Here is a 23,144-nt window from a genome sequence, read left to right on the forward strand (position 1 = left end):
CCGTTACAATCACGCGATGATTCCGCACGACCTCACCTTCGTCCTCGGCGGCGCGCGCTCGGGCAAGAGCGCGCATGCCGAGCGGCTCGCCGCCGACAGCGGCCGCCCCGTTACCTACATCGCGACCGCCACCGCCGCCGATGCCGATGCCGAATTCGCGCAGCGCATCGCGCATCACCGCGCGCGCCGGCCGGCCGAATGGGGGTTCGCCGACGCGCCCATCGATCTCGCGGGCACGCTCGCGCGGCTCGACGATCCGCACGCGTGCCTGCTCGTCGACTGCCTGACGCTGTGGCTCACGAACCTGCTGTGCCCCGCCGACGGCGAACCGCTCGACGATGCGCAATACGCGGCGCAGGTCGAGCGGCTCGAGCACGCGTTGCGCGGCGCACGCGCGAAGGTGATCGTCGTCAGCAACGAGATCGGGCTCGGCGTCGTGCCGCTCGGGTCGGTCACGCGCCGCTACGTCGACGAGCTCGGGCGCCTGAACCAGCGCGTCGCCGCGCTCGCGACGCGCGTCACGCTGCTGGTTGCCGGGCTGCCGCTCGACCTCAAGGCGGGAGCCCGGTCATGCTGATGCTGTCGCTGCCGGTCGTCGCGATGCTCGCGGTCGCGGCCGCGATCGTCGACCGCGCCATCGGCGAGCCGGCCGGCTGGCATCCGCTCGTCGCGTTCGGCCGCCTCGCCGCGCGCATCGAAGCCGCGTTGAACACGGGCCGGCGCGGCCGTGTGATCGGCGTCGCCGCGTGGCTCGCGGCGGTCGTGCCGCCGGTGGCCGTCGCGGCATGGCTCGTCGCCGTGCTGCCCTGGCCGTTCGCCGCTGCGCTGCACGTCGCGCTGCTGTGGTTCGCGCTCGGCGCGAAGAGCCTCGCCGAACACGTCGCGCCGATCGCTGCCGCGCTGCTGCGGCGCGACCTCGACGCGGCACGTGCGCTGACCGCGCGCATCGTGTCGCGCGACACCAGCAACGCGGACGAAGGTGCGCTGTCGCGCGCGGCCGTCGAATCGGCGCTCGAAAACGGCAACGACGCGATCTTCGGCGCGCTCTTCTGGTTCGTCGTCGCGGGCGGCCCCGGCGCATTGCTGTTCCGGCTCGCGAACACGCTCGACGCAATGTGGGGCTACCGCACGCCGCGCTTCCTGACCTTCGGCTGGGCCGCCGCGCGCCTCGACGACGCGCTGAACTGGATGCCCGCGCGGCTCACCGCCGCGAGCTACGCGCTGCTCGGCGACACGGCCGCCGCATGGCGCTGCTGGCGCACGCAGGCGCGCCACTGGGACAGCCCGAACGCGGGCCCCGTGATGGCCGCGGGCGCCGGCAGCCTGAACGTGCAGCTCGGCGGCCCGGCCGTCTATCACGGCGAAATCGAGGATCGCCCGGTGCTCGGCACCGGGGCCACGGCCACCGCCCTTCACATCGTCGCCGCGCTGTCGCTCGTCACGCGCACGCTCGCGCTGTGGCTCGCGCTGCTGGTCGCGAGCGGCGCACTCGTCATGGCCACCCATCATGTCTGATTCATCCATCGCGCACGGCGGCAACCTGCATGAAGCCGCCCGCCGCCACGGCATTCCGTACGACGCGTGGCTCGATCTGTCGACCGGCATCAATCCGGTCGGCTACCCGGTGCCCCCCGTGCCGGCCAACGCCTGGCGCCGGCTGCCCGACGACGGCGACGGCCTCGCGGCCTGCGCCGCGCAGTACTACCACGCGCCCGATCCCGCGCACGTGCTGCCGGTCGCCGGCAGCCAGGCCGCGATCCGCGCGTTGCCGGCGTTGCTGCCGGCCGGCGACGCCGGCGTCGCGGCGCTCGCGTACGGCGAATACGCACCCGCGTTCGCGCGCCACGGCCATCGCGTCGTCGCGCTCGACATCCACGCGGATACGCTGCTCGCGACGCTGCGTCACGTCATCGTCGGGAATCCGAACAATCCGACCGCCGAATTCGTGCCGACCGCGCGCCTGCTCGGCTGGCATGCGCAACTGGCGGCACGCGGCGGTACGCTGATCGTCGACGAAGCGTTCGCCGACACGGGCGCCGCCCCATCGCTCGCGCCGCACGCCGATCGTCCGGGGCTCGTCGTGCTGCGCTCGGTCGGCAAGTTCTTCGGGCTCGCCGGGATTCGCGCGGGCTTCGTGCTCGCGTGCCCGACTCAGATCGTCGCGTTGCGCGACACGCTCGGCGCGTGGACCGTCGGCGGCCCCGCGCGCCACGCGGTCGCCGCGGCATTCGCCGATCGCGCGTGGCAAGCTGCCGCCCGCGAGCGACTCGCGGCAGACGGCGAACGACTGGCCGCGCTGCTGCGCGCGCACGGCTTCGCGGTCCGCGCGACACCGCTCTTCAGCTGGACCGACGACCCGCGCGCCGCGGCGCTGCATGCGGCGCTCGCAACGCACGGGATCTGGACGCGGCACTTCCCGGCCCCGTCGAGCGTGCGCGTCGGCTTGCCGGGCAGCGAAGCCGAATGGCAGCGCCTCGGCGACGCGCTCGCGCAATGCGTACCCCTGCTGCAGGCGTCCGCATGAGTCCGCGCATGTTCCGTCGGCTCGCGCCGGCCGCGCTGCTGACCGCGCTCGTTCATGCGCCGCTCGTCCACGCCGACGTCTCGACGCGCGACGACGCCGGCAATACGGTCACGTTACCCGCGCCTGCCCAACGCGTGATCAGCCTCGCGCCGCACGCGACCGAACTCGTCTACGCGGCCGGCGGCGGTGCGAAGCTCGTCGGCACCGTCACGTACAGCGACTATCCGCCCGCCGCGCAAGCGGTGCCGCGCGTCGGCGACAACAAGGCGCTCGACCTCGAACGCATCGCCGCGCTAAAGCCCGACCTGATCGTCGTCTGGCGGCACGGCAACGCCGAGCGGCAGACCGACGCGCTGCGCGCGCTGCACATTCCGCTGTTCTTCAGTGAACCGAAGCATCTCGACGACGTATCGTCGTCGCTGCGCCGGCTCGGCACGCTGCTCGGCACCCAATCGACCGCCGATGCCGCCGCGGCCGCCTTCATGCGCGACATCGCGGCCCTGCGCGCACGCTACGCGGCACGCCCGCCCGTCTCGATGTTCTTCCAGGTGTGGGACCGCCCGCTGACGACGCTCAACGGCACGCACCTGATCAACGAAGTGTTCGAACTCTGCGGCGGCCGCAACGTATTTGCGTCGCTCAAGCCGCTCGCGCCGACCGTGACCGACGAAGCCGTGCTCGTGGCGAATCCGGAAGCGATCGTGACAACGAGCGCCGGGGCGACCCGTTCGAACGAACCGCTGCCGAGCCTCGCGCGCTGGCGTGCGTGGCCCGCGCTGACGGCCGTGGCGCGCAACAACCTGTTCGCGATCGACGGCGATCTGCTGACGCGGCCGTCGCCGCGCATCGCGCAGGGCGCGGCCGCGCTGTGCGAGGACCTGGATGCCGCGCGTGCGCGGCGGCCGGCGCGCTGATGTCCGGCGGCGGGCGGGTGCATCGCGCATCGATATCGGATGCGCCGGGCGAGCGCGACGGATCGGTCCTGCGCGGCGTCGGTCATCTGCAGACGCAACCGCGCCTACGCGTCCCAGTGCACGACTTCCGCTGCATGTGCGTCGTCGTCCGCGCGCAGCCAGACGGCCCCGCCCGTCGGCACCGGCCGCGACAGCAGCGTATCGAGCGGCACACGCAATAGATGCGACGCGAATGCGCGGATCACGCCCGCATGCGTGACGACCCATTGCGGGCCGTCGAGCTTCGCCATCGCATCGGCCTGCCGCGCAATCCGCGCGGCGAATCGCGCCACGCTTTCGCCGCCGTGCGCGCACGCATGCATCAGGTCGGCCGCCCATGCATCGAGCGCCGCACGGTCGATATCGTCCCAGCGCTGCATTTCCCACGCGCCGAAATCCATTTCCTGCCAGTCGGCATCGCGCCGCAGCGGCACGTCGAGTGCCCGCGCGAGCCGTTCGGCAATCGACGCGCAACGCGTCAGCGGGCTCGTCCAGACCTGTTCGGGCAACGGCGCGCCGAGTGTCGACAGATGCGTACGCACGGCCTGCGCGCCGCCATCGGCCGATTCGGCGAGCGGCACGTCGCTGCGCCCGTAGCAGATGCCCGGCTCGATGCCGACGGCCGGATGGCGGATCAGGACGATGTCCATCCGAGCACCACGAGATAGATCGCCAATTCGCCCAATTGCTGCGCGAAACCGAGACAGTCGCCCGTATAACCGCCGATCCGCTTCAAGAAGTAGCGGGCCAGCCACGCGCGCACCACGACGAGCGCCACGCATGCGGCAGCGCCCATGCGCCAGTCCGGCCAGAACAGCCACGGCAGTCCGAACACCGCCGCGACGCACGCCGCGCGTGCGCCCATCCGTTGCGCGACCGGCTTCGCCTTGCCTTCGGGCCGCACGTAGTCGAGCGTCATCAGCAGGCTCACGGCCATCGCGCGGCTCGCCGCATGCGCGGCGATCATCGTCCATGCGGCGCGCAGCGGCAGCATCGACGTCAGCGCCTGCCATTTCAGCCCGAGCGCGATCACGAGCGCGACCGCACCGAACGTGCCGATCCGCGAATCGTGCATGATGCGCAGCACGTCGTCGCGCGTGTAGCCGCCGCCGAACGCATCGCAACTGTCGGCGAGGCCGTCTTCGTGGAAGGCGCCGGTCGCGAGCAGCGTCGCGGCCATCGACAGCCCGACCGCGATCGACGGTGGCAGCGCGCGCAGCGCGACGAGATAGACCAGCGCGCCCCATGCGCCGACGCAAGCGCCGACGAGCGGGAAATAGCGCGCGGCCTGGTCGAGATCGCCGGCCGCATAGCCGATCGAGCGCGGCACGGGCACGCGCGTGAAATAGCCGAGCGCGACGAAGAAGTAGCGCAGTTCGGCTCGCATGCCGCGCGCGCGCTCAGGCGTCACGATTGTCGACACCGGCGGATTCGAAGCTCGCCATCTCGCTCAGGAACGCGGCCGCCGCGCGCACCAGCGGCAGCGCGAGCGCGGCGCCCGTGCCTTCGCCGAGCCGCAGGTCGAGCGCGAGCAGCGGCTTCGCGCCGAAATGCTCGAGCATGCGCCGATGGCCAGCCTCGTGCGACGTATGCGAGAACACGCAGTAGTCGCGCACGCCGGGCGCGATGCGCTCGGCGACGAGCAGCGCGGCGGTCGCGATGAAGCCGTCGACGAGGATCGTCATCCGCTCGCTCGCGGCCGCGAGGTACGCGCCCGTCATCATCGCGATCTCGAAGCCGCCGAACGTCGCGAGCACGTCGAGCGGCGCGATCGCATGCGAATGCTTGACGAGCGCGCGGCCAAGCACCGCGCGCTTGTGCGCGAGGCCCTGATCGTCGAGCCCCGTGCCGCGGCCGACGCATGCGTCGATCGGCACGTCGAGCAGACGGCTCATCAGGCACGCGGCCGACGACGTGTTCGCGATCCCCATCTCGCCGAAGCCGATCACGTTCGTGCCGAGCGACGCGTGCAGGCGAACGCGCGCCGCGCCGGCGGCCAGCGCGGCCATCGCCTCGTCGCGCGTCATCGCCGGCTGCGCCGCGAAGTTGCGCGTGCCGCGCGCGACCGGCAGCGACACCAGCCGGTCCGACAGCGGCAGCGGCGACGCGACGCCCGCATCGACGATCTCGAGCGTGCTCTGCGCGACACCCGAAAACGCGTTGATCGCCGCACCGCCGGCCAGAAAGTTCGCGACCATCTGCGCGGTCACCGCCTGCGGATAAGGACTGACGCCCTCGGCCGCGATCCCGTGGTCGCCCGCGAACACGATCGTCGCGGGCCGCTGCACGACCGGCCGCTCGGTGTGCTGGATCAGGCCGATCTGCAGCGCGACCGCCTCGAGCTGACCGAGGCTGCCGGGTGGCTTGGTCTTGTGGTCGATCACATGTTGGAGACGCTTGCGCAGTGCGTCGTCGAGCGGCGCGATCGCGGGCGGGAATTGGGTCGGAGTCGTCATCGAGGAGCCGTGTCGTGCGCGCGGCATGCGCCGCGCATCGGAAAAATCGGAACGGGAAACGTCATTGTCGCGCAGGCCATGCGGGCAGCAGCGCATCGCGGCCGTTCTCGCGGATCAGCACGAGCGGATAGCCGAACGCGTCGCTCGCGCGCTCGGGCGTCAGCACGTCGTGCACGCGGCCGGCCCACGCTTGGCCGCGGCCGTCGAGCAGCAGCGCATGCGTCGCGAAACGCCGCGCGAGATTCAGATCGTGACACGAAAACACCACCGTGCGCGGGCCTGCCGCGAGCCACGCGGCGAGCGCGGTCAGGCAGTCGATCTGGTGATGCAGGTCGAGATGCGCGAGCGGTTCGTCGAGCAGCATCAGCGGCGCATCCTGGCACAGCGTCGCGGCCAGCGCGACCCGCTGCCGCTCGCCGCCCGACAGCGACATCACGTCGCGCGCCGCGAGCGGGCTCAGGTCGAACGTCGCCAGCGCATCGCGCGCGGCCGCGCGGTCGTCGTCGCGCTCCCAGCCCCAGCCGCCGAGATACGGAAAGCGGTTGAGCAGCACCGTGTCGAACACCGTCGCGCTGAACGCATCGTGCAATTGCTGCGGCATCAGCGCGCGGCGCTGCGCGAGGTGCTCGGGACGCCACGCGGCAAGCGGCCGGCCGTCGATCTCGACGTGTCCGCCAGCGGGCGGCTGCAATCCCGCGAGCGTGGCGAGCAGCGTCGTCTTGCCCGCGCCGTTCGGGCCGGCGACGCACCAGATCTCGCCGGGGCGGAACGCGTGCGTGAAGCGATCGAGCAGCGTGCGCGCGCCGGCCTTCAATGTCAGGTCGACGGCCCTGTAGTGCATGTCGCCGGCGGCGGCGTACGATGTGGCGCCCGTCATCGCATCGGCCTCCTCAGCAACATCCACAGGAACACCGGCACGCCGATCAACGCGGTCATCACGCCGACCGGCAGTTGCGCGGGCGCGATCGCGGTGCGCGCGAGCAGGTCGGCCGCCATCACGCCGCCACCGCCCGCGAGCATCGCGGCCGGCAGCAGCATCCGCTGGTCGTTGCCGAACGCGAGCCGCAGCGCATGCGGCACGACGAGCCCGACGAAGCCGATCGTGCCGGCCGTCGTCACGGCAGCGGCGGCGGCCAGCGACGCGACGAGATAGATCCGCACGCGCAGCCGCGCGACCGGCACGCCGAGCGCCTGCGCGGTCGCGTCGCCGCGCAGCAGCACGTTCAGTTGCGACGCGGCCGGCAGCGCGACGCACGCGCTCAGCAACAGCGCGCCCCACGCGAACCACGGCGCCGTCGCGCCGTTCAGGTCGCCCGTCAGCCAGAAGATGATGCCGCGCAGCCGCGCATCGGGCGCGAGCGACAGCAACAGCGTGACGAGCGCGCCCCATCCCGCCGCGATCACGACGCCGGTGAGCAGCAGCCGCGGCGATGCGTCGCGCGATTCGCCGCGCCACAGCTCGCGTCTGGCGAGACCGAGCACGAGCGCGACCGAGACGAGCGAACCGGCGAACGCGGATGCGTCGACGAGCCACCACGCGCCGCCCGCGATCATCGCGACGAGCGCGAAGCCGGCCGCGCCGCCGGACACGCCCAGCACGTACGGCTCCGCGAGCGGATTGCGCAGCAGCACTTGCAACAACGCGCCGGCCAGCGCGAGCAGCGCGCCGCACGCGAAACCCGCGAGCGCGCGCGGCAGGCGCAGCGTGCGGACGATATCGGCAAACAGGGTATCGCCGCCGTGCGGCACGAGCGAAGCGAGTGCCTGCCACGGCGACATCGGCACGCTGCCGATCGACAGCGACGCGACGAACAGCAATGCGACCACGGCGGCCAGCGCGGCCCAGATGACAGTGGCGCGTGCGGCGCTCATGCGGCGCACGGCCGCGCGCCCGACGCACGGCGCATCCGCTTGCAGGGGCCGGCCGGGCGCGACGGGGGCGCGTGGCGGACGATTGGGGTCGGCATCGAAGAACGTTCCGTGAAGCATTGCGCGCCCCGCTTCCCCGCAGGCCGCGCGTCATGGAGCCCGTGCGGGCTCCCCGTCTCGGCCGGTATCCGGGCTGGCGGCGGTCCGGCTCGCCTTCCCGCGCGATGACGCGCAGTGGCCCGCGCCCGCGTGCGACCTGCACGCGAAACGCGCCCGAGCCGGCCTGCGTCATGCGACGCGGCCGCTTACCGTTGCGGGGGCAGCGCAGGTTGACGCGCTCGCGGAGCCCGCACCCTGCTTCCCGTTTAACCGCGCGTCCTGCGCGCGAGCACCGAGGCGGCGCCAGTTTAGGAGCCGGTCGCGCGAGCGTCAAGGAAGCGTCCGGAGACACGCGGGACGCGCCTATTCGCGGCAAGAAGCAGGGGTGTTACGACTGGAAACGTTACAGATGTCGGATTGCGCGTTATTCCGCGCTAAAATGCTGGGTCTTTAGAGGACGCAGCAAATGCTCAACGAACTCGAAACCCTATCTCAAAATATTGGCCGTCTGATTTCGCTGAACAAGCGCTATCACTCGGAACGGCTCGCGCTCGAGGAGCAGGTCGCGCAATTGCGCGCGGAAGCGGACACGGTCCGCGCGGAACTCGCGCAGCTGCGCGACGAACGCAATGCGCTCGCGGCCGAGCGCGACACGCTGTCGGCGAAGATCGACGACGCCCAGGTGAAACTGAACGCGATTCTCGAAAAGCTGCCGCGCTCGAAGAGCGCGGAGCAAGCCGACAACCAGCTCGACCTGCTGGATGCGCAGGCGCGCACGGATGGCGATGACGCGGCCAGCCACGGAGAACATGCATGAGCACCAAGCAGATCGAAGTCTCGATTCTCGGTCAGCCCTATCGGCTCGCCTGTTCGGCCGAGACCGAAGCGGCGCTGCTCGAAGCGGTCGCGCGCGTCGACGCCGAAATGTCGAAAATCCGCTCGAACAGCTCGGTACGCGGCACCGATCGCATCGCGGTGATGGCGGCGCTGTCGCTCGCATCGGAATTGCTGCGGCTGCAAACGAGCGTGCGGCATGGTGAAGCATTTCCGGCGGAGGAAATCCGTCGTACAATGCACCAGATGAACGAACAACTCGGTGCGGTGCTCGCACAGCACGAGACGCAGTAACGTTTCAAACGATGCGTCGATTCCCCTTGATCTCGACGGTCAACGGTGGTCAAATTGGCGCATCGAATCACAGTTCAGTCAGCTTCCCTGCCTGGTTCGCCAAGGTCATATATTCCTTGAACCAATGCCATGTGCACGGTTGCGGAAATTTGTAGCACGGGCGCGCGCGTCACTCTGTCTGATGTACCCGAAGTGCTGCTAACTGCGACCAATTCTGAACCTCAGGTTCAGGATGCCGGCCTAGCGGCCAAGGCGGGGGCCTATCCAACGGCATCGGGAACTTCCGATGCCGTTTCCTTTTGAGGGTCTGTTTGCATGCGGAACGCGCATGCGAATGCCCGAAATCGCTCGTCCCCCGAGGGGACGTCCTTGCGGGGCGCAGGCAAGAAGCGAGGAGCGCCGTTTGGCCGAGCCAAACAAGTGACGAGCGACGCCGCCATACGGGCGATTTCGGGCATTCCCGTGGATTGAATTTTTAGTTTGGGTTGCCACGAGAACGGCCGTCCTCGTGGCAACGCATGCGCGTTCCGCATGCAAACAGACCCTCATGCCCATTCTGCGTCGATTACGATCCATGCAATACTGGCTGATGAAGTCCGAACCGGACGAAGCAAGCATCGACGATCTCGCCAACGCACCGCAGCGCTCGCTGCCGTGGACCGGCGTGCGCAACTATCAGGCGCGCAATTTCATGCGCGACACGATGAAGATCGGCGACGGCGTGCTGTTCTATCACTCGAGCTGCCCCGAGCCGGGCATCGCGGGCCTCGCCGAAGTATCGTCGACGCCCTACCCCGATCCCACGCAGTTCGATCCGAAAAGCCCCTATTACGATCCGAAATCGACGCAGGAAGCGCCACGCTGGCTGCTCGTCGACGTGCGCTTCGTGAAGAAGTCGCCGCTCGTGCCGCTCGCCGCGCTGCGCGAGCACGACGAGCTGGCCGACATGCGCGTGCTCGCCCGCGGCAACCGGCTGTCGATCACGCCGGTCACGCGGGCGGAATGGCGCTTCATCACCGAAAAGTTGATGAAGTAGGCCGCGCGCCAAAGGTCAAATCTGGTCAGTACACGCCGCCGCGACGGAACTCGCGGCCCGTTCGCGCAGCCTAAGCAACCGCTGTCGGCCGATCGGGCCGGCTGTCGTTTTTTTCGTCGCGCGGTACGCCCGCGTCGTGCACGCGTGATCCGCGTGCGCGCCCTCGCACAAGGAGTCCAACAATGACCAAGAAATCCGCACTCGCGCTGTCGCTCGCCCTTGCCGCCGCCGTTCCCGTCGCGCTGACGCTCGCGTCGCCCGCCGCGCACGCCCAGACGGCGAACCCGCACTTTCCGGAGCCGGCGGGCGTGCTGTCGCTTTCGTCGCAGGCCAGTGCCGACGTGCCGCAGGACATCATTCACATCACGCTGTTCTACGAGCAGCAGGCCAAGGATCCGGGCAGCCTCACCGCGCAGCTGAACCAGCGCGCGGACGCGGCGCTGTCGCAGGCGAAGGGCGTGTCGGGCGTCACCGCGCATACGGGTGCGTTCTCCGTGTATCCGAGCACCGATCGCGACGGCAAGATCTCCGCATGGCGCGGCCGCACCGAGGTCGCGCTCGAATCGCGCGATTTCGCCGCGGCGTCGAAGCTGGCAGGCCAGTTGTCGAACCTGATGCAGGTCGCGAACGTCGAGTTCTCGTTGTCGCCGGAAGCGCAGCGCGCGGCCGAGCAAAAGCTCACGACGGAAGCGATCAAGTCGTTCCGCGCCCGCGCGGACGAAGCCGCGAAGGCGTTCGGCTACAGCAGCTACACGATCCGCGACGTGAACGTCGGCAGCGGCCGCAACGTGCAGCCGTACACGCGCATGATGGCGATGGCCGCGGCGCCGATGGACAGCGCGAAGATGAGCGCGCCGATCGCGGTCGAAGGCGGCAAGGCCACCGTGTCGGTCACCGTCAACGGCTCCGTGCAGATGAAGTAACGCGCGTCGCGCAGTTGTCGGAAACGAAAACGCCGGCCCGAGGGCCGGCGTTTTTCATGTACCTCCGTGCAGCCGATGCACGCGCCGATCACGCGTGCATCGATACCGCGTCACGTAATCACTTCATGCAGCCGCATTCGCGTTCGCCGCGCGGCGGCGATACGCCCAGACCATCATCGCGATCCCCGCGACGATCATCGGCAGCGACAGCCACTGCCCCATCGACAGGCCGAGCGCCAGCAGACCGAGGAAGTCGTCGGGTTCGCGCGCGAACTCGACCGTGAAGCGCGCGAGGCCATAACCGATCAGGAACAGTGCCGATATCGCGCCCATCGGCCGCGGCTTGCGCGCGAACAGGAACAGCACGAAGAACAGTGCGATACCTTCGAGCGCGATTTCATAGAGCTGCGAAGGATGGCGCGGCAGCATCTGGTATTGCATGAACACGTCGGCGAGATGCCACTTCTCCACGAGTGCCGGGTGCTTCGGCAGCCATGCCGCATCGTCGCGCATCGCGCCCGGGAACAGCATCGCCCACGGCGCCGTCGGATCGGTCACGCGGCCCCACAGTTCGCCGTTGATGAAGTTGCCGAGCCGCCCCGCCGCGAGCCCGGTCGGCACCATCGGCGCGACGAAATCGGTGACCTGCAGCCAGTGCCGCTTGCGCTGCCACGCGAACAGCATCATCGCGAGCGTCACGCCGAGGAAGCCGCCGTGAAACGACATGCCGCCTTCCCACACCTTGAACACGTCGAGCGGGTGCGAGAAGTAGAAATCGGCCTTGTAGAACAGCACGTAGCCGAGCCGGCCGCCGAGCACGGTGCCCAGCACGCCGTAGAACATCATGTCGTCGATGTCCTTCGCGGTCCAGCCCTGCGCCGCGACGTACGGCAGCTTCAGGCGGATCCGGCCGACGACGATCGCCGCGATGAAGCCGACGAGATACATGAGGCCGTACCAGCGCACGGCCAGCGGCCCGAGATGGATCGCAACGGGGTCGAAATTCGGGTGAATGATCATGGGTTAGCGAAGAAGTTTTCGAATACGGTACGGCCGTCGCACGCGCAGCACCGCGCGTTGGACGGCGCCCGCGCGCCATCGTTCACGTCACGCGGCAAGACCTTGTGCGCGCACGACGTCGATGAAACCGGCGAGCACGGGGCTCACGTCGCCGGTGCGCCACACGAGCCCCGTCTCGACGACCGGCGCAGAGCCGGCGAGCGGCCGGTAGACCACGCCGGTGCGCCGCAGGTTACGCAGCGATTGCGGCACCAGTGCGACGCCCATGCCGGCCGACACGAGGCTGACGATCGTCTGCATCTGGATCGCCTCCTGGCCGATGCGCGGGGTTGCCCCCGCCGCGCCGTAGCAGCCCGTAATGATGTCATAAAAGCCGGGCGCCAAACGGCGCGGAAAGATCACGAGCGGCAACGCGGCGACATCGGCAAGCTGCACGGGCGCGTCCTCGGGCGCATCGGACGCCCCGGCCGGCATCGCGACCACCAGCGGCTCGCGCACGACCGGCAGATACGACAGCCCGGCCGCGTGACGCGGCGGCACGGGCGGAATGACGAGCCCGGCGTCGATGCGCCCGGCGACGAGTTCGTCGATCTGCACGTCGCTCGTCGCTTCGGCGAGCTGCAACCGCACCTGCGGGTAGCGCGCGCCGAACGCACGCAGCAAAGACGGCAACAGCCCGTAATCGGCGGTCGACACGAATGCGAGCGATAGCGAGCCGGCCTCCCCGCGTGCGAGCCGTCGCGCGAGCGGCGGCAGTGCATCGGCCGACGCCAGCAGCCGGTGCACGTCCGGCAACAACGCCGCGCCGACCGCCGTCAGCGCCACCGAGCGCTTGGTGCGCACGAACAGCGCGACGCCCAGCGTGTCCTCGAGCGCGCGGATCGCCTGCGACAGCGGCGGCTGCGTCATCGACAGGCGCTCGGCCGCGCGACCGAAGTGACGCTCGTCGGCGACGGTCGCGAAATAGCGCCACTGGCGCAGGTCGGGGATCGGGTCGGCCATGTTGGACTCATTCGAAAAACGACTTAATAGGCGACAAATAATATATTGGACATCCCAATCGGGAAACTCCATGCTTGTTCGATCCGAACCGGCGCGCCCTTCAGGGTGACGCCCATACAACGATGGAGTCCCCCATGTCGTACAACCGCCGCTCGAAGCACATCACGCAAGGCGTGGCCCGTTCGCCGAACCGCTCGATGTATTACGCCCTCGGCTACCAGAAGGACGATTTCGACAAACCGATGGTCGGCATCGCGAACGGCCATTCGACGATCACGCCGTGCAATTCCGGCCTGCAGCGCCTGTCGGATGCGGCCGTGGCGGCCGTGAAGGCGGCCGGCGCGAATCCGCAGATCTTCGGCACGCCGACGATTTCGGACGGCATGTCGATGGGCACCGAAGGGATGAAGTATTCGCTCGTGTCGCGCGAAGTGATCGCCGACTGCATCGAGACCTGCGTGCAGGGCCAGTGGATGGACGGCGTGGTGGTGGTCGGCGGCTGCGACAAGAACATGCCGGGCGGCATGATCGCGCTCGCGCGCCTGAACGTGCCGGGCATCTACGTGTACGGCGGCACGATCCGCCCGGGCAACTGGAAAGGCCGCGACCTGACGATCGTGTCGTCGTTCGAGGCCGTCGGCGAATTCACCGCGGGCCGGATGTCGCAGGAGGATTTCGAAGGCGTCGAGAAGAACGCGTGTCCGACGTCGGGTTCGTGCGGCGGCATGTACACCGCGAACACGATGAGCTCGTCGTTCGAGGCGCTCGGGATGTCGCTGCTGTATTCGTCGACGATGGCGAACCCCGACCAGGAGAAAGTCGATTCGGCCGCCGAATCGGCGCGCGTGCTGGTCGAGGCGGTGAAGCGCGACCTGAAGCCGCGCGACATCATCACGAAGGAATCGATCGAGAACGCGGTGTCGCTGATCATGGCCACCGGCGGGTCGACCAATGCGGTGCTGCACTATCTCGCGATCGCGCACGCGGCCGAGGTCGACTGGACGATCGACGACTTCGAGCGCATCCGCAAGCGCGTGCCGGTGATCTGCGACCTGAAGCCGTCGGGACAGTACGTCGCGACCGACCTGCACCGGGCCGGCGGGATTCCGCAGGTGCTGAAGATCCTGCTCGATGCGGGGCTGCTGCACGGCGACTGCATGACGATCACCGGCCGCACGATCGCCGACGAGCTGAAGGACGTGCCGAGCGTGCCGCGCGCGGATCAGCACGTGATCTTCCCGATCGACCGCGCGCTGTACAAGGAAGGCCACCTGGCGATCCTGAAGGGCAATCTCGCGGAAGACGGTGCGGTCGCGAAAATCACCGGCCTGAAGAACCCGGTGATCACCGGCCCGGCGCGCGTGTTCGACGACGAGCAGAGCGCGATGGATGCGATCCTCGGCGACCGGATCCGCGCGGGCGACATCCTCGTGCTGCGCTACCTGGGCCCGCAGGGCGGCCCCGGCATGCCGGAAATGCTCGCGCCGACTTCCGCGATCATCGGCAAGGGGCTCGGCGAATCGGTCGGCTTCATCACGGACGGCCGCTTCTCGGGCGGCACCTGGGGCATGGTGGTCGGCCACGTCGCGCCGGAGGCGTTCGTCGGCGGCACGATCGCGCTGGTGCAGGAAGGCGATTCGATCACGATCGACGCGCACCGGCTGCTGCTGCAACTGAACGTCGACGAGCCGGAACTCGCACGCCGCCGCGCCGCGTGGCGGCAACCGGCGCCGCGCTATACGCGCGGGGTGCTCGCCAAATTCGCGGCGCTCGCGCGGCCGGCGAACCAGGGGGCGGTCACGGGCTGAGGCAGGGACACCATCGCATGCGGCCCCGATAAACGGGGGCCGCCTGGGGAACGCGCAAAACCTGCTTCCCCTTTGCTTCTATAATGCGCGGACCATGAAGCCGGCCGTCCCCGCCGGCGGAGAACCGCATGAAACAGACGATATTGCGCGTGCTGCTCGCGATGCTGCTGACCGGCAGCGCGGCGGCGGCGCGTGCCGACCAGGCCGACGGGCTCGCCCTGGCGCAGCGCAGGAACTGCATGGCCTGCCATGCGATCGGCAAGCCGCTGATGGGCCCGGCGTTTCGCGACATCGCCGGCAAGTACGCGGCGCGTGGCGATGCGGTCGATTACCTCGCGCAATCGATCGTGAAAGGCAGCGTCGGCGTGTGGGGCAGCGTGCCGATGCCCGCCAATACGCAACTGACGAGCACCGAAGCGCACACGCTCGCGCAGTGGGTGCTGTCGGTACGCTGAACCGGATAGCGGCGCGGCGCCCCCCTGTCGTGTGCAGGGCGCCGCAAGAAGGCAGCCCTGTAACGACTGGCCAGCGCCTTCCCGGCGGCTTCACAGGCACTTACCGCACCTGCTCCCCGTTCGCGAACGATGGCCCGTTCAGCCGGAATGACCGGCGCGACGACGGGCGATCTCTTCATCGACCGCATCGCGCACCCAGTCCATCACCTCGGTTTCCAGCGCGAGCGCGACTTCGCGCGTGACCTGGCCGACCAGCCAGGCCGAATGCTCGTGCAGCGCATCGCGACAACGCGCTTCGATGGCCTCGCGCCCGGCCCCGGTCAGATAATTCGTCAGGCGATTGCGCAGCCGTTCGGCGATGTGCTGTGCATCTTCCGGCGTCAGCCCGTCCGCGGCCTGCGCGTCCGGCTGCGGCGCTGCGCTCGGCAGGACCGCCTCCGGCATCGCCGTATCGGGCGCGTGCCCGGCCGCTTCGTGCGCCATCGCGGCGAACGTGGGCTGCGGCAAGTCGTCATTGACCAGCGACGAGCGCAGCGGCGCCATCGTCGCCCCCGCCTCTTCGGCGACCACGTGCTCCGCGGCGCCGGGTTCGGCCGGCGCATCGGTCTCGCCCCCGGCGGCCGGCGTCGCCACGTCGCCCGGCAGCTCGACGGCCGGCACGTGCGGCGTCGGGACGGGTTCGACCACGACGGAATCGGGGTCGGCTTCGGTTTGACGGGAATCGGCCGGCGCGGCAGCGGCGGCGCCCGGTGCGATCACGTCGGTGAGCACCGGAATCGCCGCGCGGTCGTGCGGCGCGGCGGCGGCGGACGCCGACGAACGCGCCGACGCCGGCTTGCCCGGCACCAGCACGTCGGTCAGTGTCGGGATCGAGGATGAATCGGCTTCTGTCACGGGAACACTCCGTCGACGGTTGCGGCTAGCCGCCCTGCTTGTAGTTGTTCAGCGCGTAGCCGCGGTCGCGGTAGAACCGGTAGCGGTCGCGGCCCGCGGCCAGCTCGTCCGGCGCGTTGCCGACCACTTCGAGCAGGCGCTCGAAGCGGGCGAACTGCGCGGGCACGGTCGCGCCGAGGTTCAGCAGCACGTGATGATGCGGCGCGCGATCGAGATCGGCGGCCAGCACGATCGGCGTGCCGGCTGCGTGCTCGCTGTCGACGCCGCAATGCGGGATGAAATCGAGCGGCGAGAACGTCCAGAGCCGCTCGTCGAGCGCGCGCAGGCGCGCGGGCTCCGCGAGCACGACGACCGGCTGCCCGGCCTGATAGGCCTTGCGCAGCAGCCGGCACGCGTATGCGAGCGAATCGCCGACGTTCGAGTGGAAATCGATCCGCGTCATGGCCCGCGCACCCGCTGCGTCGTCAGCCCCGCCATCACTGGCCGGCGCGGTCGATCAGGAACTGCGCGAGCAACGGCACCGGACGGCCCGTCGCGCCCTTCGCGGCACCGCCCTTCCACGCGGTGCCCGCGATGTCGAGGTGGGCCCACGGGTAGCTCTCGGTGAAGCGCGACAGGAAGCACGCGGCCGTCACGGCGCCGGCCGGGCGCCCGCCGATGTTCGCGAGATCCGCGAAATTCGACTTCAGCTGATCCTGGTACTCGTCGTCGAGCGGCATGCGCCATGCCGGGTCGTTCGCCTCGCGCGACGCGTCGAGCAGTTCGCCCGCGAGCGCGTCGTTCGTCGAGAACAGCCCGCTGTTGTGGCCGCCCAGCGCGATCACGCAGGCGCCCGTCAGCGTCGCGACGTCGATCACGGCGGCCGGCTTGAAACGCTCGGCGTACGTGAGTGCGTCGCACAGGATCAGGCGGCCTTCGGCGTCGGTGTTCAGCACCTCGATCGTCAGCCCCTTCATGCTGGTGACGATGTCGCCCGGCTTCGTCGCATTGCCGCCCGGCATGTTCTCGCAGGTCGGCACGATCGCAACGACGTTGATCTTCAGGCCCATCTCGGCGACCGCGCGAATCGTGCCGAGCACCGAGCCCGCGCCGCACATGTCGTACTTCATCTCGTCCATGCCCTCGCCCGGCTTCAGCGAGATGCCGCCCGTATCGAACGTGATGCCCTTGCCGACCAGCACGACCGGCGCGGCCTTCGCGGCGGCGCCCTGGTAGTGCAGCACGATGAACTGCGGCGGCTCGACCGACGCGCGCGCGACCGACAGGAACGACCCCATCTTCAGCGCCTGGATCTGCTTGAGCCCGAGGACTTCGGCCTTCAGGCCCCAATCCTTCGCGATCTTCTTCGCGGTGTTGCCGAGATAGGTCGGCGTGCAGACGTTGCCCGGCAGGTTGCCGAGGTCGCGGGTGAGATCCATCCCGTTCGCAAGCGCGACGGCCTGCTTGACCGCGACCTTCGCGGCCTTTTCGTCCGCCGGGTCGACGCTGAACACGACGCGCTTGAGCGTGTGCGACGCCGGTTCCGGCTTGCTCTTCATCTGCGTGAAGCGGTAGGTCTCGTTGCGCAGCGCGAGGATCGCGGCGCGCACGCCCCAGTCGGAGCTGCGCTCGTCGACCGGCAGTTGCGCGAGCGAGAACGTGACCTGGACGACCTTGGTCGCCAGCAGCGCGCGCCAGGCGGCCGTCACCGCATCGTTATAGGCTTTCTGATTGAAAGCATCCTGCTTGCCGAGCCCGACCAGCAGCACGCGGGACGCGCCGATGCCCGACACTTCGTGCAGGAACAGCGTCTTGCCGCGCTTGCCGTCCATGTCGCCGGCCTTCACCACGCGCGAGATCAGTCCCTTGGTGGCCGTGTCGATGTCGAGCGCCGCGCCCGACAGGGTCTGCGCCTCGAAGATGCCGAGCACGATGCAGTCGGACTTCCCGGTCAGGAACCCCTTGGCCTCGCCTTTGCTCCAATCACAGCCTTTTATGCTAAAGTCCATCGCGCTTGTCCTCGGATAAAATCTGGGCTAAGGATGAAAGCCGCAATTATCCGCTATTTTTCCCGTGGCGGCGCGAGCGCTCCACCACGCGTGCGCAGCCTCCCGCCCTCTTCTCATCAAGAATGATCTTCGAACGCTCCCTCCAGCGCGAGCTTGCGTATACGGCTGGCGCCGTGTTCATGGTGCTGCTCACGATCATGCTCACGACGATGATGATTCGCATCGTCGGCTACGCCGCGTCCGGCGAAATCGATCCGCGGGACGTGCTCGTGCTGATCGGCCTGACCGTGATCGGCTATCTCGCCGTGATGCTCGTCGTCACGCTGTTCGTGTCGATCCTGTTCGTGCTGACCCGGTGGTACCGGGACTCCGAAATGGTGGTGTGGCTCGCGTCCGGCGTGAGCCTCACGCGCCTCATCAAACCGATCGGCGTGTTCGCCGCGCCGATCATCCTGCTGATCACCTTCTTCGCGTTCGTCGGCTGGCCGTGGTCGAACCAGCAGAGCAAGATGATCAAGGCGCGCTTCCAGCAGCGCGACGAAATCTCGCTGCTCGCGCCGGGCCAGTTCCGCGAATCGGCCGCGAACCATCGCGTGTTCTTCATCGAGAAGATGTCGCCGGACCAGAGCAAGGTCCAGAACGTGTTCGTCACGTCGACGGAAAACGGCAAGGTCAACGTGGTCGTGTCGCAGACGGGCCATACGGAAACCTCGAAGGACGGCGATCGCTTCGTCGTCCTCGAGGACGGCCGCCGCTACGACGGCACGCCCGGCCAGCCGAACTTCAAGATCATGGAGTTCGAGCGCTACGGCGTGAAGATCACGAGCAAGCCCGTCACCAACGTGCAGACCACCAACAGCACGCCCACGCCCGACCTGTTGCGCAACCCGACGCGCGACAACCTCGCGGAATTCGCGTGGCGCGCGGGGCTGCCGCTGATCGCGATCAACCTGATGGTGCTCGGCATCCCGCTCTCGTACCAGAACCCGCGCCGCAGCCGCACGATCAACCTCGTGATGGCCGTGCTGATCTACCTCACGTACTCGAACCTGCTGAACGTCGTGCAGGCGCAGATCGAGCAGGGCAAGATGTCGTTCGGCGTCGGGCTCGTCGGGCTGCACGTCATCGTCGCGGCGATCGTCGCGTTCATTTTCTGGTTGCGCGTGCGCAATCGTCCGTTGTTGACACGCGCGCTGTTCGGCCGCTCGGGAGCATGATCGATGCGGCTCTATGAAAAGTACTTCGCGCGACAGATCTACATCACGTTCATCTTCATCCTGTTCGCGTTCTCGGGTCTGTTCTTCTTCTTCGACCTGATCAGCGAGCTGAACTCGGTCGGGCACGGCAACTACAAGTTCGGTTACGCGGTGCTGCGCGTCGCGCTGCAGACGCCGTCGCGCTTCTACGAGATCATCCCGGTCGCCGCGCTGATCAGCGCGATCTACGTGTTCGCGCAGATGGCCGCGAACTCGGAATTCACGATCTTCCGCGTGTCGGGCCTCGCGACCAACCAGGCGCTGCGCTCGCTGCTGAAGATCGGCGTGCCGCTCGTGATCGTCACCTACCTGATCGGCGAATTCGTCGGCCCGTACGCCGACCAGTTGTCCGAACGCGTGCGGCTGCAGGCGCTCGGCGCATCGGTGTCGTCGAACTTCCAGTCGGGCGTGTGGGTGAAGGACACGCTCGCGGCCCGCGAGAACGGCGAGCAGGTCACGCGCTTCGTCAACGTCGGCAGCCTGTCGCCCGACTCGACGATCAGCAACGTGCGCATCTACGAATTCGACTCGAAATTCCAGCTGCGGAACGTGCGCATCGCGCAGACGGGCCGCTACGAGCCGCCCGGCCACTGGCTGCTGAAGGGCGTCACCGAGACGGAGCTGACGCCGATCAAGCCGATCAGCGGCCAGCCGGCCGATGCGCTGAACCCCGTGTACCGGTCGCAGCAGGTGTCGCTGCCCGAATACCGGCTGCGCTCCGACCTGACGCCGCAGATCCTGTCGGTGCTGCTCGTGTCGCCGGAGCGCATGTCGATCATCAACCTGTTCCGCTACATCCAGCACTTGCGCGAGAACCAGCAGGACACGCAGCGCTACGACATCGCACTGTGGCGCAAGCTGCTGTATCCGTTCGCGGTGTTCGTGATGCTCGTGCTGTCGCTGCCGTTCGCGTACCTGCATACGCGCGCCGGCGTGGTCGGCGTGAAGGTGTTCGGCGGCATCATGCTCGGCATGAGCTTCCAGCTGCTCAACACGCTGTTCTCGCACATCGGCACGCTGAACACGTGGCCCGCGCCGCTCACCGCGGCGACGCCGGGCCTCATCTATCTCGCGCTCGGCCTGTTCGCGCTCAAGTGGGTCGACCGGCACTGAGCGCCGCGTCGCGACGGAGGCTTCGACATGCATTCGCACGGTATCGTCCTGTTCGGCCACGGCGCCCGCGACCCGCGCTGGGCCGAGCCGTTCGAGCGGCTCGCCGCGCGGCTGCGCGGCGCCGGCTCCCCTGCCGCGCAGGTGTCGCTCGCCTTCCTCGAACTGATGACGCCGTCGCTCGGTGACGCCGTGGCCGCGCAAGTCGCGGCCGGCTGCACGCGCATCACCGTGGTGCCCGTATTCTTCGGCCAGGGCGGCCATGTGCGCCGCGACCTGCCGCAGCTCGTCGACGCATGCCGCGCCGCGCATCCGGGCGTCGAGATCCGCTGCGCAACGGCCGTCGGCGAAGACGACGGCGTGCTCGACGCGGTCGCGCGCTATTGCATCGGGCAACTCGGCGGCGACGCGTAGGCCGCGCTTTCCGCGCAGCCAAAGAAAAAGCGCTGGCGGTTGCCAGCGCTTTTTTCGTTTCGGACCGCGTTCGAGCCGCGCTCAGGCGGCATTGCGCACCGGAGCACCCGCCTGCGCCAGCCGTGCGCGTTCGGCGAATGCATCGCCGATCATCAGCAGGCTCGGTTCCGCCGGATCGAGCCACGCCTGCGCGTCGCCGGCCGCCATCTGCGCGAGCGTGAGCGTCAGCGTGCGTTCGCGCGCGGTGCTGCAGGCCTCGACGATCGCCACCGGCGTCGCGGGCGCACGGCCGGCGTCGATCAGTTCCTGCGCGATGCCGGGCGCGCTGTCGCGGCCCATGTAGTAGACGATCGAATCGGCACGCGCGGCTTCGCGGATCTCGTCGCTGCCCGGCGCGCGGCTGTGCGTCGCGAACGCGACGCTGCGCGACACGCCGCGCAACGTGAGCGAACGCTTGAGCGTCGCCGCGCCGGCCAGCGCCGCGGTGATGCCCGGCACGACCTCGTAGTCGATGCCGGCCGCCTCGAGCGCGCGCATTTCCTCTTCGGCGCGGCCGAACAGCATCGGATCGCCACCCTTCAGCCGCACGACGCACGCGTGCTCGCGCGCCGCGTCGACGATCTGCTTGTTGATGAAATGCTGCGCGGTCGAGCGCTGCCCGCAGCGCTTGCCGACCGCGATCTTGCGCGCGTTCGGCGCATAGTCGAGCATCGCGGGCTCGACGAGCGCGTCGTGCAGCACGACGTCGGCCTGCTCGAGCAGCCGCATGCCGCGCACCGTGATGAGGTCCGCGGCGCCCGGCCCTGCTCCGATCAGATACACCTTGCCCATGTTTGTCGCTTCGTTAGGGTCCTGCCGCGGCGGCCGGTTCGCCGCCGCGCCGATTGACGATTACGCCGAGAACGCGCGGATCATGCCCGCGGCGACCGTGTGGTGGGTCGCCTCGTCGATCAGCACGAACGCGCCCGTACCGGGATGCGCATCGTAGGTGTCGCAGACGATCGGCTTCTGCAGCGTCAGCGCCACGCGGCCGATGTCGTTCATCTTCAGTTCCTGACGGTCGGTCGCGTGCGACAGCGTATGCACGTCGAGCACCTGCTTGACCGCGCCGATCTTCGCGAACACCGTGCTGGTGGTCTGCTTCAGCAGGTACTTGCGCTGCGGCGACAGCGGCGCCTCGTCGAACCAGCACAGGTCGGCCTCGAGCTTCTTGGCCGGCTCGACCGGCTCGGCGGTCGTGACGAGCATGTCGCCGCGCGACACGTCGACATCCTGTTCGAGACGGATCGTCACGGTCTGGCCCGCGAACGCGTGCGCAACCGCCGCGGTGCCGCCGGGCACCGGCGCGACGATCTCGGCCACCGTCGCGGTGCGGTTCGACGGCAGCACGACGATCTCGTCGCCGACCTTCACTTCGCCCGACTCGATCCGGCCCATGTAGCCGCGGAAATCGTCGGCCGAGCTGCCGTCCTGGCGCGCGACCCACTGCACCGGGAAGCGCAGCGCGTCATGCGCCTGCGTCTCGACCGGCAGCGATTCGAGCACGTCGAGGAGCGGCTCGCCCGCGTACCACGGCATGCGCTCGCTCGCGCCGACGATGTTGTCGCCCTTGAGCGCCGACACCGGCACGAAGCGCACGTCGGTCAGGCCGAGTTGCTTCGCGAGCGCGACGTACGCGTCGCGGATCTCGTTGAAGCGCGCCTCGCTGTAGTCGACGAGGTCCATCTTGTTGATCGCGACGATCACGTGCTGCAACCCGAGCAGCTTGACGATCGCGCTGTGGCGCTTGGTCTGCGGCAGGAGTTGCACGACGCCGTTCTCGACCGTGATGCGCGTCGCGTCGACCAGGATGATCGCCGCGTGCGCGGTCGACGCGCCCGTCACCATGTTGCGCGTGTACTGCTCGTGGCCCGGCGTGTCGGCGATGATGAACTTGCGCTTCGCGGTCGCGAAGTAGCGGTACGCGACGTCGATCGTGATGCCCTGCTCGCGCTCGGCTTCCAGACCGTCCGTCAGCAGCGCGAGGTCCAGTTCGTCGCCGACCGTGCGCTTGTTCTTCGCGCGCGACAGCGCGGACAGCTGATCGGACAGCACGGCCTTGCTGTCGTACAGCAGGCGGCCGATCAGCGTGCTCTTGCCGTCGTCGACGCTGCCCGCGGTGATGAAGCGCAACACGCCGAGGTCTTCGGTGTTCTCGATGATGCTCATG

25 protein-coding genes, 1 other RNA gene and 1 riboswitch are annotated in these 23,144 nt (G+C 68.9%); of the genes, 14 read left to right on the forward strand and 12 right to left on the reverse strand.

Annotated features, from left to right (window positions below):
* Window positions 1–16 precede the first annotated feature (16 nt).
* Genes cobU through MMB92_RS06030 form a run of 4 tightly spaced genes read left to right on the forward strand, consistent with a single transcriptional unit; the run spans window position 17 to window position 3,438 of the window.
* Window positions 17–577, forward strand: a complete 561-nt coding sequence (gene cobU, locus MMB92_RS06015) for a bifunctional adenosylcobinamide kinase/adenosylcobinamide-phosphate guanylyltransferase (RefSeq protein ID WP_058901712.1) — start codon at window positions 17–19, stop codon at window positions 575–577.
* Complete coding sequence (gene cbiB, locus MMB92_RS06020) at window positions 571–1,515, forward strand: adenosylcobinamide-phosphate synthase CbiB (protein WP_006496108.1); 945 nt, start codon at window positions 571–573, stop codon at window positions 1,513–1,515. The genes cobU and cbiB overlap by 7 nt, the downstream gene beginning before the upstream one ends.
* Window positions 1,508–2,524, forward strand: coding sequence for a threonine-phosphate decarboxylase CobD (gene cobD / locus MMB92_RS06025; protein ID WP_277562598.1), 1,017 nt, complete (start codon window positions 1,508–1,510; stop codon window positions 2,522–2,524). Before cbiB ends, cobD begins: the two co-directional genes overlap by 8 nt.
* Complete coding sequence (locus MMB92_RS06030) at window positions 2,521–3,438, forward strand: cobalamin-binding protein (RefSeq protein WP_058901713.1); 918 nt, start codon at window positions 2,521–2,523, stop codon at window positions 3,436–3,438. The genes cobD and MMB92_RS06030 overlap by 4 nt, the downstream gene beginning before the upstream one ends.
* A gap of 104 nt (window positions 3,439–3,542) precedes the next feature.
* Here the strand turns inward: MMB92_RS06030 and cobC are convergent, their stop codons facing one another.
* The 5 genes from cobC to MMB92_RS06055 form a co-directional block, all read right to left on the reverse strand.
* A complete protein-coding gene (gene cobC / locus MMB92_RS06035; protein WP_058901714.1) occupies window positions 3,543–4,127 on the reverse strand; it encodes an alpha-ribazole phosphatase in 585 nt (194 codons plus the stop codon).
* Window positions 4,112–4,864: an adenosylcobinamide-GDP ribazoletransferase gene (locus MMB92_RS06040; RefSeq protein ID WP_058901715.1), complete on the reverse strand. Its 753-nt coding sequence runs from the start codon at window positions 4,862–4,864 to the stop codon at window positions 4,112–4,114. The genes cobC and MMB92_RS06040 overlap by 16 nt, the downstream gene beginning before the upstream one ends.
* Window positions 4,865–4,877: 13 nt before the next feature.
* The gene (gene cobT / locus MMB92_RS06045; protein WP_006496112.1) at window positions 4,878–5,933 is read right to left on the reverse strand and encodes a nicotinate-nucleotide--dimethylbenzimidazole phosphoribosyltransferase; all 1,056 of its coding nucleotides are present in this window, start codon (window positions 5,931–5,933) and stop codon (window positions 4,878–4,880) included.
* 61 nt (window positions 5,934–5,994) lie between these two features.
* Window positions 5,995–6,810: an ABC transporter ATP-binding protein gene (locus MMB92_RS06050; RefSeq protein WP_006484439.1), complete on the reverse strand. Its 816-nt coding sequence runs from the start codon at window positions 6,808–6,810 to the stop codon at window positions 5,995–5,997.
* A complete protein-coding gene (locus MMB92_RS06055; RefSeq protein WP_048989041.1) occupies window positions 6,807–7,922 on the reverse strand; it encodes an iron ABC transporter permease in 1,116 nt (371 codons plus the stop codon). The genes MMB92_RS06050 and MMB92_RS06055 overlap by 4 nt, the downstream gene beginning before the upstream one ends.
* 41 nt (window positions 7,923–7,963) lie before the next feature.
* A riboswitch (cobalamin riboswitch) is annotated at window positions 7,964–8,213 on the reverse strand.
* A 154-nt stretch (window positions 8,214–8,367) separates the two neighbouring features.
* Here MMB92_RS06055 and MMB92_RS06060 point away from each other — a divergent pair.
* The 5 genes from MMB92_RS06060 to MMB92_RS06080 all read left to right on the forward strand — a co-directional run bounded on the left by MMB92_RS06060 (window position 8,368) and on the right by MMB92_RS06080 (window position 10,988).
* The gene (locus tag MMB92_RS06060; protein ID WP_006478092.1) at window positions 8,368–8,718 is read left to right on the forward strand and encodes an ATPase; all 351 of its coding nucleotides are present in this window, start codon (window positions 8,368–8,370) and stop codon (window positions 8,716–8,718) included.
* Window positions 8,715–9,029: a cell division protein ZapA gene (locus MMB92_RS06065; RefSeq protein ID WP_006478091.1), complete on the forward strand. Its 315-nt coding sequence runs from the start codon at window positions 8,715–8,717 to the stop codon at window positions 9,027–9,029. Before MMB92_RS06060 ends, MMB92_RS06065 begins: the two co-directional genes overlap by 4 nt.
* Before the next feature lie 81 nt (window positions 9,030–9,110).
* Window positions 9,111–9,292, forward strand: a non-coding RNA gene (ssrS, locus tag MMB92_RS06070) — 6S RNA.
* A gap of 311 nt (window positions 9,293–9,603) precedes the next feature.
* Window positions 9,604–10,065 carry an EVE domain-containing protein gene (locus MMB92_RS06075; protein ID WP_006478090.1) on the forward strand — a complete coding sequence of 154 codons (462 nt, stop codon included), beginning with the start codon at window positions 9,604–9,606 and terminating at the stop codon, window positions 10,063–10,065.
* A 182-nt stretch (window positions 10,066–10,247) separates the two neighbouring features.
* On the forward strand, window positions 10,248–10,988 hold the full coding sequence (locus MMB92_RS06080; protein WP_006484449.1) for an SIMPL domain-containing protein: 741 nt from the start codon (window positions 10,248–10,250) through the stop codon (window positions 10,986–10,988).
* Between the two features lie 123 nt (window positions 10,989–11,111).
* Here the strand turns inward: MMB92_RS06080 and lgt are convergent, their stop codons facing one another.
* Window positions 11,112–12,008, reverse strand: coding sequence for a prolipoprotein diacylglyceryl transferase (lgt, locus tag MMB92_RS06085; RefSeq protein ID WP_034201458.1), 897 nt, complete (start codon window positions 12,006–12,008; stop codon window positions 11,112–11,114).
* Window positions 12,009–12,095: 87 nt separating this feature from the next.
* Window positions 12,096–13,010, reverse strand: a complete 915-nt coding sequence (locus MMB92_RS06090; protein WP_212203392.1) for a LysR substrate-binding domain-containing protein — start codon at window positions 13,008–13,010, stop codon at window positions 12,096–12,098.
* A 134-nt stretch (window positions 13,011–13,144) separates the two neighbouring features.
* Here MMB92_RS06090 and ilvD point away from each other — a divergent pair, with 134 nt between their 5' ends.
* Window positions 13,145–14,818 (forward strand): dihydroxy-acid dehydratase, encoded by a 1,674-nt coding sequence (gene ilvD / locus MMB92_RS06095; protein WP_277562599.1) that lies wholly within the window; start codon window positions 13,145–13,147, stop codon window positions 14,816–14,818.
* Window positions 14,819–14,946: 128 nt separating this feature from the next.
* Window positions 14,947–15,273 (forward strand): c-type cytochrome, encoded by a 327-nt coding sequence (locus tag MMB92_RS06100; protein ID WP_006484446.1) that lies wholly within the window; start codon window positions 14,947–14,949, stop codon window positions 15,271–15,273.
* A 138-nt stretch (window positions 15,274–15,411) separates the two neighbouring features.
* Here the strand turns inward: MMB92_RS06100 and MMB92_RS06105 are convergent, their stop codons facing one another.
* The 3 genes from MMB92_RS06105 to MMB92_RS06115 are packed head-to-tail and all read right to left on the reverse strand — an operon-like array spanning window position 15,412 to window position 18,155.
* Window positions 15,412–16,167 (reverse strand): DUF2486 family protein, encoded by a 756-nt coding sequence (locus MMB92_RS06105; RefSeq protein ID WP_006493437.1) that lies wholly within the window; start codon window positions 16,165–16,167, stop codon window positions 15,412–15,414.
* 25 nt (window positions 16,168–16,192) lie between these two features.
* Window positions 16,193–16,609: a DNA polymerase III subunit chi gene (locus tag MMB92_RS06110; RefSeq protein WP_006484796.1), complete on the reverse strand. Its 417-nt coding sequence runs from the start codon at window positions 16,607–16,609 to the stop codon at window positions 16,193–16,195.
* A gap of 34 nt (window positions 16,610–16,643) precedes the next feature.
* A complete protein-coding gene (locus MMB92_RS06115) occupies window positions 16,644–18,155 on the reverse strand; it encodes a leucyl aminopeptidase (RefSeq protein WP_006484797.1) in 1,512 nt (503 codons plus the stop codon).
* Between the two features lie 122 nt (window positions 18,156–18,277).
* Here MMB92_RS06115 and lptF point away from each other — a divergent pair, with 122 nt between their 5' ends.
* Genes lptF through MMB92_RS06130 form a run of 3 tightly spaced genes read left to right on the forward strand, consistent with a single transcriptional unit; the run spans window position 18,278 to window position 20,935 of the window.
* Window positions 18,278–19,372 carry an LPS export ABC transporter permease LptF gene (gene lptF, locus MMB92_RS06120; protein WP_006484800.1) on the forward strand — a complete coding sequence of 365 codons (1,095 nt, stop codon included), beginning with the start codon at window positions 18,278–18,280 and terminating at the stop codon, window positions 19,370–19,372.
* A 3-nt stretch (window positions 19,373–19,375) separates the two neighbouring features.
* Entirely contained in the window at window positions 19,376–20,524 is a 1,149-nt protein-coding gene (gene lptG / locus MMB92_RS06125; protein WP_006496121.1) for an LPS export ABC transporter permease LptG, read from the forward strand.
* A 27-nt stretch (window positions 20,525–20,551) separates the two neighbouring features.
* Window positions 20,552–20,935, forward strand: coding sequence for a CbiX/SirB N-terminal domain-containing protein (locus MMB92_RS06130; RefSeq protein ID WP_058901720.1), 384 nt, complete (start codon window positions 20,552–20,554; stop codon window positions 20,933–20,935).
* An 81-nt stretch (window positions 20,936–21,016) separates the two neighbouring features.
* Here the strand turns inward: MMB92_RS06130 and cobA are convergent, their stop codons facing one another.
* Both cobA and MMB92_RS06140 read right to left on the reverse strand, forming a co-directional pair.
* Window positions 21,017–21,766 carry a uroporphyrinogen-III C-methyltransferase gene (gene cobA, locus MMB92_RS06135; protein ID WP_006484807.1) on the reverse strand — a complete coding sequence of 250 codons (750 nt, stop codon included), beginning with the start codon at window positions 21,764–21,766 and terminating at the stop codon, window positions 21,017–21,019.
* Between the two features lie 60 nt (window positions 21,767–21,826).
* The gene (locus MMB92_RS06140) at window positions 21,827–23,143 is read right to left on the reverse strand and encodes a sulfate adenylyltransferase subunit 1 (protein WP_006484806.1); all 1,317 of its coding nucleotides are present in this window, start codon (window positions 23,141–23,143) and stop codon (window positions 21,827–21,829) included.
* Window position 23,144: the final 1 nt, after the last annotated feature.

Source organism: Burkholderia sp. IO2 (assembly GCF_029522185.1).
Taxonomy (GTDB): Bacteria; Pseudomonadota; Gammaproteobacteria; order Burkholderiales; family Burkholderiaceae; genus Burkholderia; species Burkholderia cenocepacia.

Excerpts from the sequence above, each read along its gene's own strand:
- cbiB (WP_006496108.1), top strand. The coding sequence starts at position 571 with ATGCTGATGCTGTCGCTGCCGGTCGTCGCGATGCTCGCGGTCGCGGCC.
- cobU (WP_058901712.1), top strand. The coding sequence starts at position 17 with ATGATTCCGCACGACCTCACCTTCGTCCTCGGCGGCGCGCGCTCGGGC.
- MMB92_RS06075 (WP_006478090.1), top strand. The coding sequence starts at position 9,604 with ATGCAATACTGGCTGATGAAGTCCGAACCGGACGAAGCAAGCATCGAC.
- MMB92_RS06110 (WP_006484796.1), bottom strand. The coding sequence starts at position 16,609 with ATGACGCGGATCGATTTCCACTCGAACGTCGGCGATTCGCTCGCATAC.
- cobD (WP_277562598.1), top strand. The coding sequence starts at position 1,508 with ATGTCTGATTCATCCATCGCGCACGGCGGCAACCTGCATGAAGCCGCC.
- cobT (WP_006496112.1), bottom strand. The coding sequence starts at position 5,933 with ATGACGACTCCGACCCAATTCCCGCCCGCGATCGCGCCGCTCGACGAC.
- MMB92_RS06055 (WP_048989041.1), bottom strand. The coding sequence starts at position 7,922 with ATGCTTCACGGAACGTTCTTCGATGCCGACCCCAATCGTCCGCCACGC.
- lptG (WP_006496121.1), top strand. The coding sequence starts at position 19,376 with ATGCGGCTCTATGAAAAGTACTTCGCGCGACAGATCTACATCACGTTC.
- lgt (WP_034201458.1), bottom strand. The coding sequence starts at position 12,008 with ATGATCATTCACCCGAATTTCGACCCCGTTGCGATCCATCTCGGGCCG.
- MMB92_RS06060 (WP_006478092.1), top strand. The coding sequence starts at position 8,368 with ATGCTCAACGAACTCGAAACCCTATCTCAAAATATTGGCCGTCTGATT.
- cobA (WP_006484807.1), bottom strand. The coding sequence starts at position 21,766 with ATGGGCAAGGTGTATCTGATCGGAGCAGGGCCGGGCGCCGCGGACCTC.
- MMB92_RS06100 (WP_006484446.1), top strand. The coding sequence starts at position 14,947 with ATGAAACAGACGATATTGCGCGTGCTGCTCGCGATGCTGCTGACCGGC.
- MMB92_RS06140 (WP_006484806.1), bottom strand. The coding sequence starts at position 23,143 with ATGAGCATCATCGAGAACACCGAAGACCTCGGCGTGTTGCGCTTCATC.
- MMB92_RS06080 (WP_006484449.1), top strand. The coding sequence starts at position 10,248 with ATGACCAAGAAATCCGCACTCGCGCTGTCGCTCGCCCTTGCCGCCGCC.
- MMB92_RS06065 (WP_006478091.1), top strand. The coding sequence starts at position 8,715 with ATGAGCACCAAGCAGATCGAAGTCTCGATTCTCGGTCAGCCCTATCGG.
- MMB92_RS06130 (WP_058901720.1), top strand. The coding sequence starts at position 20,552 with ATGCATTCGCACGGTATCGTCCTGTTCGGCCACGGCGCCCGCGACCCG.
- MMB92_RS06090 (WP_212203392.1), bottom strand. The coding sequence starts at position 13,010 with ATGGCCGACCCGATCCCCGACCTGCGCCAGTGGCGCTATTTCGCGACC.
- ilvD (WP_277562599.1), top strand. The coding sequence starts at position 13,145 with ATGTCGTACAACCGCCGCTCGAAGCACATCACGCAAGGCGTGGCCCGT.
- cobC (WP_058901714.1), bottom strand. The coding sequence starts at position 4,127 with ATGGACATCGTCCTGATCCGCCATCCGGCCGTCGGCATCGAGCCGGGC.
- MMB92_RS06030 (WP_058901713.1), top strand. The coding sequence starts at position 2,521 with ATGAGTCCGCGCATGTTCCGTCGGCTCGCGCCGGCCGCGCTGCTGACC.
- MMB92_RS06040 (WP_058901715.1), bottom strand. The coding sequence starts at position 4,864 with ATGCGAGCCGAACTGCGCTACTTCTTCGTCGCGCTCGGCTATTTCACG.
- MMB92_RS06050 (WP_006484439.1), bottom strand. The coding sequence starts at position 6,810 with ATGACGGGCGCCACATCGTACGCCGCCGCCGGCGACATGCACTACAGG.
- MMB92_RS06115 (WP_006484797.1), bottom strand. The coding sequence starts at position 18,155 with ATGGACTTTAGCATAAAAGGCTGTGATTGGAGCAAAGGCGAGGCCAAG.
- lptF (WP_006484800.1), top strand. The coding sequence starts at position 18,278 with ATGATCTTCGAACGCTCCCTCCAGCGCGAGCTTGCGTATACGGCTGGC.